Raw genomic sequence first — 14,169 nt, 5'->3', positions numbered from 1 at the left:
AACTTTCTTCTTAATTCACTAACTGAACTTCAACCTGACCATTGGCTAGGTTGTACACAAATTTATGCCCTGACTCAGCAGACACGGCATCCCCGTTCGAGCCGGCAGCTGCCGACGCTAACTGGTAGAAATTACATTGCGCATTATCAGCCTTGGCCAGGTAAGCGTAATCGCTCTTGGTGGCCGATTCTGCGACACTGGTGACTTTTGGAGGGTTTTGCATCAAATTCTCCATCAACCACGCACAATCACTACTTTGAATCTGACGAATGTTCTTTTCTGACTCAGCCAGCGGGTAGCCTTCAGAGATCACCCCCTGATCACTCCCTGCCGTGGTTAGATAAAAGTTCTGCCCATCGTAGTTCACCACGTTGTAGCTCCCTGACACCGGACGTCCATTCGCTTCCCACTGTGCACGCGCTGACAGGACCGCTGTCGCAAAGCCACCCGCAACACCTTGTATTGAAGCTTTTTTTGCTTCATCCGTGACATTCATAAAGCGTGGCAATGCCGCGACAGCCAGCAGGCCAACCACGATAATCACGATAACAAGTTCCACCAGCGAGAAACCGGTTTGTTTTTTCACTTTTTACCTACCTTTCACTCACAACGTCAAAACAACGTCACAAATTCACACCAAGCGTCAAAAAACCGTTAATGCGCATTGTCTCACTTTCATAAAATAATGCCACCCATTTCTTATCGTTAATTTCGTAAAAACAGGTCTGATTTTGACGTTTATTGTCATCACCTTGCACGATCAAATCCTGATAAGGCACCGGTTGCTGCCGGGATGACAGTAAAACCCAGATTTTCTCGCAATCAAGCACGCCATCCCGACGCACCACCGGCCAGCCCAGCCGGGTAAATCCGTACGCGATCCCGTCCAATTGTTGACGGGCAGGCTTACCACTCAGTTCCCAGCGCTGGCGCAGTCCGGCAGCACTGCTCTGGAGCGTCTGAACCAGCACCGACAATCGGGTCTGCTCTGCCTGTTCATACACTTGCCGCCCTTTCATCAATAACAGGGCGACAATCACTAAACCGGCACTTAGCCAGAACAACTGCCGCATCCTGGCTATCTGGCGCCAATTAAACCCCGCGTGCCACATCGAGCAAACTCCACATCGGCAGGAAAATCCCCAGTGCCAGCAGCAAGACCATCAGGGCGACGATCCCCAGCAGGATTGGCTCAATCCGCGCGGTCAGGGTTTTCAGGTCGTAATCCACTTCCCGATCGTAGAAATCAGATGCCTCCAACAGCAGATCATCGACCTGCCCGGTTTCCTCACCGACCGCGATCATCTGCAGCACCAACGGGGTAAACACCCCGGCCCGGTTGGCCGTGCTGGCAATCGAGCTGCCGCTTTCAATGCCGTTTTTCATCTCCAGCAGGCGGTTTTCCAGATACCGGTTGCCCAGGGCTTCAGCCGCCATCTGAATAGCCTGATTGAGCGGCACCCCGGCCCGGATCATCAGGGCAAAAGTTCGTGAAAAGCGTGACAGCTGCGCCCGATTCACAATCCCCCCGACAATCGGCACCTTGAGCCGCCAGGCATCCCATTTTTCCTGGCCGGCCGGCGTCTGGCGCCACATCTTGGTGCCAATCCAACCTGCAACCCCGGCCCCGATCATCAGCGGCCAGTAACTGACAAAAAACTCCGAGCTGGCGATCAGCAATCGGGTTGACCAGGGCAGCTCGACCCCGAAGCGACTGAACATGGCGGTAAACTGCGGGATCACTTTCACATTGAGCACCACAACCGCCAGCATGATGGCCGCCAGGACGAAACTTGGGTAACGCATCGCCGACTTGATCCGCCGCCGGGTTTCCATTTCCTGCTCAAAATACCCTGCTAACTGCAACAGAGAGTCATCCAGCCGACCGGTGTTTTCCCCGACATGGATCATCGACACAAACAGTTCGCCGAAGACCCGCGGATGCTGCTTCATCGCCACCGAGAGCGTGCGACCATTGGCGAGCTCATCGGAGACGGCTTCGAGCGTCTGCTGCATTAACGGATGCGACGAACTCTGACTCAGCCCTTTCATCGCCCGCAACAGGGGCACGCCGGCTTTGGTCAGGCTATAGAGCTGGCGGCAGAACATCACCAGCACCTCCAGCGGGATTGAACGCTGGAACAGCATCTGAAAATCCAGCCCCGGTCCCCGGTCCTGTCCCTGACGGATTTCCAACGGAATGATCCCCTGGCGCATCAGGGCATCGGCAGCCGCATCCTGGGTCGCGGCTTCAATCTGGCCGCGCTTCAGCTCCCCCTGCTGACCCCGGCCGCGGTAATTAAACGTCGGCATCGCCACTCTCCTGTCGGTTCATTACTGCGCCCCGACGAAGTTCAAATCCCCTTCGCCCAGTAGCATGACTTCGGCGATACTGGTCACCCCGTCCAGCGCCAGCGCCATCGCCGACTCGATCAGCGGCGTGTACCCCGCTGACTCGCGGGCGATTTGGCTGAACTGCACGGCATCATTGGCTCGCAAGGCATCCATCATCGGCTGGTCAAGCTCCAGCAGCTCAAATACCCCTACCCGCCCTTTATAGCCGGTAAAGTTACAGCTCTGGCAGCCCCGCCCCCGATGAAACGCCCGCGCCTGATGCTGTGGAAACCGTGCCGCCAGCCACTGCTGCTCGGCGGTATCCACGGCAACCGAATCGCCGCAGTCACGGCATACCCGGCGCACCAGTCGCTGGGCCAACACCGCACGCACCGCACTGGCCACCAGATAGCCGGGCGCTTCCATATCCATCATCCGCAAGGCGCTGTCGATGGCATCGTTGGTATGCAGGGTCGAGAGGACCAGGTGACCGGTCAGGGCCGAGCGCAGACCAATCTCCACCGTCTCCTGATCCCGCATCTCCCCGATCAGAATGATGTCCGGATCCTGACGCAAAAACGTACGCAGGATCGATGAAAACGTCAGACCGATTTTGCTGTTCACCTGAACCTGGTTGATCCGGGGCAAGCGATACTCCACCGGATCCTCGGCAGTGATCAGTTTCTTGCCCGGCTGATTCAGCTCACTCAGCGCACCGTACAAGGTGGTGGTTTTACCCGAGCCGGTCGGCCCGGTGACCAAAATCATCCCGTGCGGGCGCTTGAGCTGACGCCGCAAACGGCTCAGCAGCGCCGGCGGCATGCCGATTTCTTCCAGGCTGAGGATCCCCGCCGACTGATCCAACAAACGCATCACCACCGACTCACCGTACTGCACCGGCATAGTCGACAGACGGACATCCACGGAATGGCCGCGCACTTTGACATTAAAGCGGCCGTCCTGCGGCAGTCGTTTCTCCGAAATATCGAGCCCGCTCATCAACTTCAGGCGCAGCACCAGAGCCACCGACACACTCGCCTCATTGAGCAGAGTCTCGTGCAGTACCCCGTCGATCCGCTGGCGGATCCGCAGCACATCGGCATCCGGCTCGATATGGATATCCGACGCCCCGACCTGGATCGCATCTTCAAACAGGGAGTTGATCAGCTTGACGACCGTGACTTCTTCGTTGTTCGGATCGTCCATGCCGAAACCAAACTCCGAGCGATTCTGGTGTTCGGCCTGCAACTGCTCGGCAAAGGAGACAATTTCCTGTGTACGGCGATAATAGCGATCGAATGCCGCCAGCAACTGGCGCTCCGGCGCGATCACCAGCTCGACCCGGTACCGCGCTAGCTGATTAAACACCGCCTCCTGGGCCGCCAGATCGGCCGGGTCGCTCATCGCCACCCGCACCGTATCTCCCTGGGCACTGATCACCAGTGCCCGCAGCCGCCGGGCATGCACTTCCGAGAGCAAGCCCGCCGCCTCCGGCGACACGGTCATCCGGGTCAAATCAATCAGGGGAATGTCCAGCTGACGGGAGAGAAACTGCAGCATCTGCTGCTCACTGAGAAATCCCATGCTGATCAGGGTATCGCCCAGCTTACGTCCCGTGCTCTGCTGCTGATTCAGCGCCTGCTCCAGTTGCTCCGGTGCCACGATGCCCTCTTCGACCAGCAAGTCTCCCAGTCGTTTTCGTAATCGGATTTGCATCGCGCTTAGCCCTCCTGCGCTTCAAGCAGCGCCAGCCGCTGTTGAATAAATTGCTGTGATTGTTGTGAAATACGCCCCATCAACAGCGCCTGCTGATAAGCATCACGGGCACGCGCCGGGGCTTGATTGCGCTCCAAGGCGATCCCGAGCCCCATCCACCAGCGGCCATCGTAGGGCTGCTCGTCGACCAGCCGTTGATAGCTGGTCATCGCCAGCTCGGGCTGATCCTGCTGCTGCGCCAGGGCGCCGCGCATCGCCAGGTATTCATGATGGCCTTCTTCCGGCAACTGGCTCAGCACATTGAGCGCAGCCTGTGGTTGCGATTCATTGACCAGCAGCTTGGCCAAGGTCAGGCGTAAATCCGGCTGGTCCGCGTCCAGGGCCAGGCCATCCTGCAGGGTCGCCATTGCCTGACGACTCTCGCCGCGGCCATATTGCAGCGCCGCCAGTTTTTGCCGGGCCAGGATCCAGTCCGGCTGGTACTGCACGGCTTCGCGCAGATGGCGGATCGCTTTGCGGCTGTCGCCGCTTGTCAGGGCTTGCTCCGCCCGCTGATACGCCACCCGGGCCAGTTGTTCACCGTCGAGTTCAACGGTTTCGATCACCAGGGCTTCATCCGCCGCCAGCTCATCGCCCGCCTCATTGCCTGTTACCTCAGCACGGATTTCGGCAGGCGCTTCAGCCGACGCGACGGCAACCGTCGCTTGCTTCAGCGGAGCAGCAGGCGATGATACGGATACAGCCTTCGCGGGTTGATGGGCTGCGATTGGCGTCGCCTCTTGCTGCGGTACTTGCGGCTTGGGCGCTGCTGTCACCGCCACCCTGGACGCCGCCGTGACCGGCACAGCATCCGGATTTGAATCCGGCTTTGATTCTGGCTTTAATTCTGACCCGGATACCGATTTCGGTGCCGAAGCGATTGCCGGCGCCGTATCAGGCGGCGGCAACGGGGGTTCGGTCCGCGCCGATGAGACCGCCGTCGTCTCTGCCTCGACTGCCGTTGCTGTGACCGTATCTGTCGGCGATGACGGCCGGGCATGTACACCCAGCCACCAGCCCGCACCGCCGGTCACGACGAGCAGGCCCACGGCCGCCACGGCTCGCCAGCGACGGGGATGGGACGGCACCGGTTTGACCACCGCGGCCTGCAACGGCGGCACCGTTCCGGCACGCGATTGTTGCTGGCTCAGGGCGTTCAGCTGTTTGTTAATTTCACTCATGCTCCGTGCCATCCCCACAGGATCGGGAAGGTGCACATCGGCTGACGTGCTCCCAGGGTATCTTTAATTGCCATCAGGACTTCTTTTCGACGAATTGCCGGCACGCCATGACTGCATGCCGCAATAAATGCTTTGTGACACAACTGGTTGATCAAACGCGGGATACCTCGGCTCGCCAGCCAGATCTCCCGGTATTGCGCCAGTTGCAACAGCGGCCGTTCACAACCGGCCTCAGCCAGACGCTGCTCGATATAGGCGATCGTTTCCGCCAGATCGAGCGGACGCAGGCAGGCACGGAAGGTGATCCGCTGGCGAAACTGACGCAGGTGATGCTGCGCCAGGCGCTGATCCAGCTCCGGTTGGCCCAGCAGTACAATGTGCAGCAACTTTTCCTGCTCGGTTTCAAGGTTGCCCAGCAAACGGATCGCTTCGAGGGCATCATCGGGCAGGGCCTGCGCTTCATCAATCACCACCACCACGGCTTTGCCGGCCGATTTGCGGGCGATCAGCGCCTGCTGAAGCTGCTCGGTCAGGGTTTCGGTCGGGGTCTCAGCGCTCACCGCGAGCTCCCGGGCCAGGGCCCGGCGCAATTCATCACCGCTGGTCGCCGGGGTCGGCAGGTAAGCCAACTCGAACTGGGCCGGCAACTGGCGGATCAGCATCCGGCACACCAGGGTTTTGCCGGTACCGACCTCGCCGGAGATCTGGATGATCCCCTCCCCCATGGCCAGCGCCGCCAGCGTCATCTGAATGGCCTCCAGATGCGGCGGCAGCGCCACGAACGAGCGGGTATTCGGCGTCAGGGCAAAAGGCAGCGCCTTGAGTCCGAAATGCGACTGGTACATGCTCAGCCCTCGTCAGGGAACCACTCGTTGACCAGGGCGCGCGAACGCTCGATTTCCTGCTGCCAGGTCTGCTCACTCACCACGGTTGGCTTGAGCAGGATCACCAGCTCGGTTTTGCTCTCAATCTTGTTGACGTTGCGGAACAGGTGGCCCAGAACCGGAATATCCCCCAGCAGCGGTACTTTCGACACCTGATCATTGGTAGCCGATTTCATCAGGCCGCCAATCACCACCACGTCCCCGGAGCGGGCGTGGATCACCGAATCCGACTCCCGCACCGAGCTTTTCGCCAGCGGCAGTTTGTAGGTCCCGAACGTATCTCCCAGCTCGATATCACGCACCTCTGTGGTCACATCCACCACCGCCGGATGGACATGCAGCAGCACGCCGCCTTCATCATCAATCTGCGGGGTCACATCCAGCGAGATCCCGGAGAAAAACGGCGTCAGCTCGATATCCGGCGATGCCGTCCCGCCGTCGCTGTTCACTTCGCCGCCGGAAATATCCGTCACGAAATACTGATCGCCGCCGACCTTAATCACTGCTTTCTGGTTGTTGGCCGCCGTCACCCGCGGACTCGACAGGACATTCAAATCGCCCTGGGTATCGAGGAAGCTGAGCACCGACTCGAAGTTGCCGTCTGAAATCGTAATGTTGGTCTGGCCGCCCAGCAGCGAGGCAATCGCATTACCGCCCGGCAAGGTTTCGCTAATGCTGGACCGGCCGACATTAATACTGGTGCCGCCCAGCGTCTTGGTGATGTTGCTCCAGTTCACCCCCTGCTGGTAGCCGTCGCTCAGCGTCACTTCCATGATTTTGGCTTCCAGCACCACCTGGCGCTTGAGGCGCTGCTGGGAAATCCCCAGGAAGGTTTTCACTTCGCGCAGCTCGTTCGGGAACGCCCGGACCGAGATCAGGCTGGCCTGCGGCGAGACGACAATGCTGCGGCCCTGGCCGGTGCCGATCATGGCCTGCACGGCTTTTTCCAGTTGCTGCCAGAAATCACTTTCCGAGGTGGTTTCAATGGTCGTGCCGCCGGTCGCCGTGGCATTGCTTTCGGAGTAGTTGTTGCTGTTATTGTCTTCGCCGTCGCGGTTGTTGCGCGAGGTGCTCGACTCACTGCTGGTGATCGAGCCGGTTGTCAGCGAAGTCAGCGAGATCCCGCGGCGCTTGAGTTGCAGGTAATCGACCGGGATCACTTCCGTGCGCAGGGTGGCCGGGAAAACCTGGATGATATTGCCTTTGCGCGTGGTGTTATAGCCGTAGATGTCCGAGACCACGGCCAGCACTTCATCCAGGGTCACGTCACGCAGCGTCAGGGAAATCCGCCCGCTGACTTCCGGGTGGATCACCATATTCATCGCCGTCCCTTTGACCAGGCTGCCAAAGAAGGCCCGTGCCTCGACATTCCGGGCATTGACCCGGAATCGCTTCTCCAGCACGCTGACCGGGGCATAATCCGGCAACTCGACCCGCGGCAGCAAATCGGCCTGGACCGACGGCGGCAGCTCGGTCAGCGGACGGCTGTTGGCCTCGTTGGCCGCTTCATTGAGCGCCCCTTTAATTTCGACCGGATCCCGGTGTCCCATCTGGGTTGAACAGCCCGCCAGCGACAGCAAAGCAACCCCTAGAAAAAATCCACGCATCTTAACCACTTCAATTAATCGTTTGTTTTGATATCGTCGGCAAACACTTCCAAACGCCATCGCTTTTCACCCCGGCTGAGGGTCACAGTCCCTTCCCGGATATCAGCCAGGGTGTACCCGCTGATGCGCTCTCCCAACGCTACCGGGGCGTTATTTAGAATGGCGAGACAGCCGCCCGGTCCGCCGCAGACCACCGCCTGCAACTGGGGCAACCGCGCCCGGACAACGGACTTTGTCTGTGCCGGAGCCTGCCAACCGAAGGGGGCCGTCGGATCCTGGGCAGCCCAACCCGGACCGGCCAACGCGGCCAGGACAACCGCGCCCAATAAACCTGCTTTAACCACCGATAAAATCCTTACTTTCCCCTAGGGTGTATACTTCCAGCTCAATCTCTGCCCAAGGATAGGTATCGACCTGGTAATTCAGGCTGCGCCAGTAATATTTCACCGGCAGGGCTTCGAGCTGACCCAGATAGTCCACCAAATCAAAATACCGGCCACGCAAGGTCAGCCGAACCGGGTGGATGTAATAACCTTCGTCTTTCCCGCTGATGAGCTGGGCGGACGGCATGGAGGTCAGCGACAGTAAGCGCAGCCGATCGGTCCGCTTCAATACCTGCTCAAGTAGTGCCGACATCTGCATCGGGCTAACCAGGCTGGCCACCCGTTGCTGCAGTGTCGCTTCCAGAGCCTCGTTTTCCCGCGCCAGGGTATTGATTTTCTGTTCAATCTCCCGGTTCGGGTCCCGTTGCAGCTTGCGCTGAATATGATCGATTTGTTGCTCGTTGCTGGATAGCTGGCCGGCTAACGACAGGATTTGCCGCTCAACCGAATCCAATGCCTGCATTCTGGGTTCAATTACCACCATAAAGCCGACAAACAGCAGCACCGTCCATCCTGACACCAGGATCAGCCCTTGCTCGCGGCGAGTCAGCAGATCAAAGCGCTCACTCAATTTGTACCAATAGTTCACTGCGTGTTCCCCACTTCTGAGAGCGCACGCCCCAGCGGCTCCTCCGCCTGACGTTCGGCATGCAACGCGAAGGTCACTACATTGCGCTCATCACGCCCCAGGGTCATTTGTTCAAAGCGGCGCTCCACCAGGGCCGGATGAGCCTGAAACGCCTGCAACCAGTTTGGGACGGCATCCGGGGTCCGGGCCATGCCTTCCAGATCCATCTGCTGGCCGCTGACCCGGATCCGCTGCACGGAAATATCGCGGCTGGCTGCCTGCGACAACTGCTGCAGCATCCCGGCATACCCCACTTTGAGGCTGTCATCATGCATTTCGATTGCCGCCAGCGTCGCCTGACGGGCAGCCAGGTGTTGCTCCAGCTCCCCGGCAACTTCGACTTTCAGTTGGCTCGGAATATGTTTGGCCAGGGCAACCTTGGCCCGATCCAGCTCATCCTGCTTGGCCTGCAACCGGGTCTTTTCCGCAGCCAGCAGCTGGGCCTGGTGATAGTTCTGCCAGCCCAGCCAACCGGCCAGCGAGCCGATCACCACCACCCCGAGCAGCCAGCTCAGCACGACATTTTGCAGCGTCATCAAGCGGATTTGCGGTTTGAGGGTATCACTGTAGAAATTAATGCCGCGATCCAGCGGCGCGGTCAGGGCGGCCTGGGCGATCCGGGCCGCATTGCCGGCCAATGTCGGCTCCACAGGCGTGACGGCATGGACCGCCACACTCAAGCGTTGACGCAAGGCCGCCGCCAGCGCGTCGTCATCTTCATCATCGCAGGCGATCAGCAACTGTGTGATCGGGGTGTCGCGCAACTGGGCGCTAAGGAAATCCAGGGAGCGTTGCAGCTCCAGGGCCAGACTGTCCAGTTGCAATGCAGTGGCCATTTCATCGCCTTCAGAGGGCGACAGCAACGGCACAGGAAAGCCGCGCAGTAGGCGCTGGAAACACATCTCCTGGCCCTGAAAAGCCGTCAGTTGCAGGTTGCCCTGATAACGGCGGTGCATCACCAGCTGGTTGAGGGTCGGTGACGTGAGCTGGCCCCACACCACTTCTTCAGCAGTGATCAGCGCCACCGTCCCGCCCGCATCCGTACAGGCCCGGACAAACTGCATCACCTGGTCCCGGCCGGTGACAAATACCTGAAGCCGCTCTTTCAGCGGCGCCGGAAAACCGTCAGCAACCAGCGAAGCCGGCGATTCGTTGACTAAATCTTTGACCAGAAACGGCAGCGCCGTCGGGTACTCGTCGCGGGGTAAATCCGGCTTTTCGATCAGCATGCTCTGGTACAGGCCATGGCCCAGCACCAGGCGGAACTGCGCGCCATCCAGCTGATGACGCGCGATCAGCCCGGTCAACGTCGCGACTCGCTCTTCCAGGGTCACCGCGGCCTGCTGATCACACATCCATCCCGTGTCACTTTCATAAACAAGCGTGATGGAATCGGTAAAAATCGCCAGGCTTGCCGTCTTTATCCGTCTTTTCTTCTGAAAATATCTGTTAAGCAACGGGTTAGATTTCATGAAATTCCAGCCAGCCTTTCTACCATAGGTCTTCTTTGCAACGCGAAAATACGGATAATGCCAACCCGTCAATAATTTGACTATTATAAGGATATTTTATTAATAATATAGTATTTTCTTGTCATTCAGATACCAGAGGTTAGACCTCTTTCGAGTCACACGACATTTCATGGGTAAAGAAACGCCCCTGACCGCCCTGAACGCCCAATTGCTTCAGCACCTGCCATTCCTGGTCATTTTCCACCCCGACGGCAATCACCTGCGCGGCTGAGTTGGCACAGGCCCCCAGCATACTGCGGACAAACAGCTGGTTTTCCTGCCGTTGGTGAATGCCCCGGATCAATCCCCGGTGCAGCTTGATGTAATCGGCCTTCACGTCTTTGATGTAGTGGGTACTGACAATGGTGCGACCGGCCTGATCGACCACCAGCTTACAGCCCAGCCCCACCAGCATCCGGGCCACCGGGCGCATCGCATCGAGGTGCTTGACCAGACTGCTTTCCGGAATTTCAAACGACAGGCGATTGAGCACCGTTCTCGGGGTCTGCAACAACTCATCACGCAACCAGCGCACAAATGTCTTCTCCAGCAGTGCTTCGACACTGACATTCACCGACAGGGCATCCCCGACCGGTCCTTGTTTGAGCATGGTCAGGGTCTTCGCCACCACCGCCTTGTCCATCCTGGTGTGGTAGCCCACCTGGGTCACGGCACTCAAGAAATGGGACGCTTTGATCAGCTTCCCTTGCTCATCAGGGATCCGGGCCAGCAGCTCCCGGTGGATCACCTGGTGATCCAGGGTCAGCGCCGGTTGCTGGTACAACAGCACCCCACCGCCGTCAAACGCCTGATCCAGCAGACTGCGCCAGCGCACGCTGCCCCGGCCTTCTTCAAACTGCGGTGCTTTCTGGAAGGTATCCCAGCTGTTGGTGCCCTGCAGCTGGGCACTGCGCAACGCCATATCTGCAGCGTCCATGATCCGTCCCCGGCGATCTCCGCTGGCGCAGTAGGTCATCCCGATATGGCACCAGTTGTCCGGCTGCAGCGGCGCCGGGGGATCCAGCCGATCCAGGGCTTTGAGCAACTGGTTGGCAAACTGTTTCACTTCTTTGGCCGGTTGCTGCGGCAACAAAATCGCAAACTCCGCATCGAAATAACGGGCCAGCACCGTATCGGGGTAGCGCTGGATCAGGTTGGACAGGATCATCCCGACATCCTGGATCAGCTCATCCGCCACCTCTTTGCCCTGCTCGGCGAGCAGCTCTTCCCAATCCGCAATTCGGACCATCAGGACTGCGCCGTGGGTTTCCGGCTCCTGCACCAGTGACTGCAATCGGCTGTCAAACAGCACCCGGTTGGCCGCACCGGTCAGCTGATCCAAAAAGGTATGGGTCCGGATAAAGGTGTCAAAACGGCTGCGCTCCTGGCGGGCATCTTTGAGCTCAGCAATCATCTGATCCAGCGCCAGGCTGGCCGTTGCCGGCCATTCCAGCTCGTCGCCGACGGCGTTGTCATCGACTTTCCCAGCCAGGATCATCCGCCCGCGGTGCTCGAGCAACTCAGAGCCATACAATTGCTGGCGCAACCAGTTCATCCCCCAGACCAGACCCAGGATAATGATCACCACCGCCAGAGTAATAGACGACATGGCCCCGATGGAGTAGGTAAATTCGGTATACGGCGGGATGGATTTTAAGTGTACCGTAAAGCCGGGATTATGGCTCAGGGTATAATGGTCCTGGTGTAGGGCCGCCGGATCATTGATCGGCTGCAGCCCCTTATAGGCGTACATCACTCCGGCCGGGCTGGCGATTTCAAGCTCCACCACGTTACTGGCCTTGAGTAATTTGGGCAGCCAGCGCGACAGGGAATCGGCGCCCTGCGGGTCGGCCAGCTCCTGATCAATCACCGCCACCACCCCATCGAGATAATGGGTCAGATAATCCTGTCCCAGCTTGCGAAAGCTGACGGCACCGCCAATGAAAATGACGAAAATGGCACAAATCACAATGAGCGTCACAAACGCCACCAGGCGGTTGGTCAACTTCATCCCTGAGGCTTTTCTCATAAAAATCCAACTGAACTCGGTTATGGACGATATTTCCGGCGGCAAACCTACCGGTGAAAATTGCAAAGTACCACTCCCGACCCGGGAGGTCAGTGGGTGAGCCGACACTTTAACAATTTGTAAACTTAAGCCTTTTGAAGCTGATCCCAAGAACAGCGCGGTGCACTGACGCTGACCCGTTCTCGCCGCTGGCAAGTGGAAACTAAGCAGTTCCCGTCCAGTTTGTTATGATGGGTCAACTGGTTACCGTCACCGCCTGCGGATAAAAAGAATGGATTGGATCACTTGTACAAACAGTTTTGTCACCGTTGTCGACCAAGGCTCTCTGGCCCAGGCCGCGACCAAACTCAATACCTCCAGCTCCGCGCTGTCCAAGCGACTGACCTGGCTCGAACAACAGCTGGGGGTACAACTGCTCAAACGAACCACCCGCAGCCTGGCCGTGACCGATGCCGGAAAACTGTTTTATCAGCGCAGCGCCCGATTGCTGGAAGACTGGCAGCAGATGTTGGCTGAAACCACGTCAACCTACGGCGAGGTCAGCGGTGTACTGCGGATCGGGGCCCCGCTGGCCACCGGCAGCCGCCTGCTGGTCCATTACCTGGCCGAATTTATCGAAACCTACCCCAACATTCAGGTCGAGCTGCACACGGTGACTCCGGGCCAGCTACCCGATCACAACCTGGATGTCTTCATCAGCCGCGAACTGACCGACTTCAATTCGGCCAGCTATATTGCAACCCGGTTGTTCACCTTCCAGCCCGGGTTCTATGCCGCCCCGAGCTACCTGGACAACAAGCCGCACATCAGCAGCCCGGAGCAGCTGGCGCAGCATAACTGCCTGTTGTTCGGTACCCATGGTCATGAGCAGGAGCATGTATTTGAAAACAACGTCCGCCTGCGCCTGCGCGGTAATTTCACCACCCAGAACCCCGAAGCCCTGGTTGCCGCCGCGGTTGCCGGAATGGGGATTATCCTGACCGGGGAGAAAATGGTCCAGCGCGAGCTGTGCAAAGGCCTGCTGGTCCCGGTACTGCCCGCCCTGAAGCAACCCCGGAGCGCTGCGTTCGCCTATTACCCCAAACTCGAATACAACCACGTGAAAACCAAGTTGTTTATCGACTTCATCAAGGAAAAAGCCAACGCCGATTGAGGCATCATTTCCAGCCAACAAAAAAGCAGCGCCGGGCGCTGCTTTTTTTATCAACCGTCAGTCAAACCTTTCGACTTAGAACGGGATATCGTCGTCGAAGTCCATCGGCGGTTCGTTATACTGCTGCTGTGGCTGTTGCGGCGCTTGCTGCTGCGGGGCTGACTGCTGCGGCGCATAACCCTGCTGTGGTGCGGCTGCCGGTTGTTGCGGCTGTCCCCAACCACCCTGCTGCTGCTGACCACCCATTGGCGCGCCCATACCCTGGCCACCGCCCTGACGGCCGCCCAGCATCTGCATGATGCCGTTGTAGCCCTGAACCACGATCTCAGTCGTGTAACGGTCTTGGCCGTTCTGATCTTGCCACTTACGAGTTTGCAACTGGCCTTCGATGTAGACTTGTGAGCCTTTACGCAGGTACTCACCCGCCACTTCTGCTAACTTGCCGAACAGCGCCACACGGTGCCATTCAGTTTTTTCACGCTGCTCACCGGTGCTCTTGTCACGCCATGACTCAGAAGTAGCAACGGTAATATTTGCTACTGCACCACCATTCGGCATGTAACGGATTTCCGGATCATTTCCTAGGTTACCCACCAGGATAACTTTATTGATGCCACGACTGGCCATAATTCACTCCAGATCTGATCGCTGGGCTGTATTCTGCTACAGCGGCTGCTACTCAAAGTTTATACTGAATCGCGCAG

General features: G+C 58.6%; 13 protein-coding genes. 1 reads left to right on the top strand and 12 read right to left on the bottom strand.

From position 1 onward, the window contains the following. Window positions 1-10 precede the first annotated feature (10 nt). The 11 genes from VV869_RS07900 to csrD form a co-directional block, all read right to left on the bottom strand. Window positions 11-586, bottom strand: a complete 576-nt coding sequence (locus VV869_RS07900) for a prepilin-type N-terminal cleavage/methylation domain-containing protein (protein ID WP_337734444.1) — start codon at window positions 584-586, stop codon at window positions 11-13. Between the two features lie 37 nt (window positions 587-623). After that, a complete protein-coding gene (locus VV869_RS07895) occupies window positions 624-1,064 on the bottom strand; it encodes a hypothetical protein (RefSeq protein WP_337734443.1) in 441 nt (146 codons plus the stop codon). A gap of 28 nt (window positions 1,065-1,092) precedes the next feature. After that, window positions 1,093-2,313 (bottom strand): type II secretion system F family protein, encoded by a 1,221-nt coding sequence (locus tag VV869_RS07890; protein ID WP_337734442.1) that lies wholly within the window; start codon window positions 2,311-2,313, stop codon window positions 1,093-1,095. A gap of 21 nt (window positions 2,314-2,334) precedes the next feature. Beyond that, on the bottom strand, window positions 2,335-4,050 hold the full coding sequence (locus VV869_RS07885) for a GspE/PulE family protein (RefSeq protein ID WP_337734441.1): 1,716 nt from the start codon (window positions 4,048-4,050) through the stop codon (window positions 2,335-2,337). A 5-nt stretch (window positions 4,051-4,055) separates the two neighbouring features. Further along, on the bottom strand, window positions 4,056-5,270 hold the full coding sequence (locus VV869_RS07880) for a tetratricopeptide repeat protein (protein WP_337734440.1): 1,215 nt from the start codon (window positions 5,268-5,270) through the stop codon (window positions 4,056-4,058). After that, window positions 5,267-6,115: an ExeA family protein gene (locus VV869_RS07875; RefSeq protein WP_337734439.1), complete on the bottom strand. Its 849-nt coding sequence runs from the start codon at window positions 6,113-6,115 to the stop codon at window positions 5,267-5,269. Before VV869_RS07875 ends, VV869_RS07880 begins: the two co-directional genes overlap by 4 nt. 2 nt (window positions 6,116-6,117) lie before the next feature. After that, on the bottom strand, window positions 6,118-7,761 hold the full coding sequence (gene mshL, locus VV869_RS07870) for a pilus (MSHA type) biogenesis protein MshL (protein WP_337734438.1): 1,644 nt from the start codon (window positions 7,759-7,761) through the stop codon (window positions 6,118-6,120). A gap of 14 nt (window positions 7,762-7,775) precedes the next feature. Next, window positions 7,776-8,105 carry an MSHA biogenesis protein MshK gene (locus tag VV869_RS07865; protein WP_337734437.1) on the bottom strand — a complete coding sequence of 110 codons (330 nt, stop codon included), beginning with the start codon at window positions 8,103-8,105 and terminating at the stop codon, window positions 7,776-7,778. Then, a complete protein-coding gene (gene gspM / locus VV869_RS07860; protein ID WP_337734436.1) occupies window positions 8,098-8,733 on the bottom strand; it encodes a type II secretion system protein GspM in 636 nt (211 codons plus the stop codon). Before gspM ends, VV869_RS07865 begins: the two co-directional genes overlap by 8 nt. Beyond that, on the bottom strand, window positions 8,730-10,127 hold the full coding sequence (locus VV869_RS07855; protein WP_337734435.1) for a PilN domain-containing protein: 1,398 nt from the start codon (window positions 10,125-10,127) through the stop codon (window positions 8,730-8,732). The genes gspM and VV869_RS07855 overlap by 4 nt, the downstream gene beginning before the upstream one ends. Window positions 10,128-10,383: 256 nt before the next feature. Further along, window positions 10,384-12,312 carry an RNase E specificity factor CsrD gene (csrD, locus tag VV869_RS07850; RefSeq protein WP_337734434.1) on the bottom strand — a complete coding sequence of 643 codons (1,929 nt, stop codon included), beginning with the start codon at window positions 12,310-12,312 and terminating at the stop codon, window positions 10,384-10,386. Between the two features lie 271 nt (window positions 12,313-12,583). Between csrD and VV869_RS07845 the strand changes: the two genes are divergently transcribed. After that, window positions 12,584-13,465 carry a LysR family transcriptional regulator gene (locus tag VV869_RS07845; protein ID WP_337734433.1) on the top strand — a complete coding sequence of 294 codons (882 nt, stop codon included), beginning with the start codon at window positions 12,584-12,586 and terminating at the stop codon, window positions 13,463-13,465. A 75-nt stretch (window positions 13,466-13,540) separates the two neighbouring features. Here VV869_RS07845 and VV869_RS07840 read toward each other — a convergent pair whose 3' ends face one another. Further along, entirely contained in the window at window positions 13,541-14,092 is a 552-nt protein-coding gene (locus VV869_RS07840) for a single-stranded DNA-binding protein (protein WP_337734432.1), read from the bottom strand. Window positions 14,093-14,169: the final 77 nt, after the last annotated feature.

This window comes from Photobacterium sp. MCCC 1A19761 (assembly GCF_037389125.1).
GTDB lineage: Bacteria > Pseudomonadota > Gammaproteobacteria > Enterobacterales > Vibrionaceae > Photobacterium.
The sequence above is the reverse complement of the archived record's forward strand: the minus strand, read 5'-3'. Positions and strand labels throughout refer to the sequence as shown.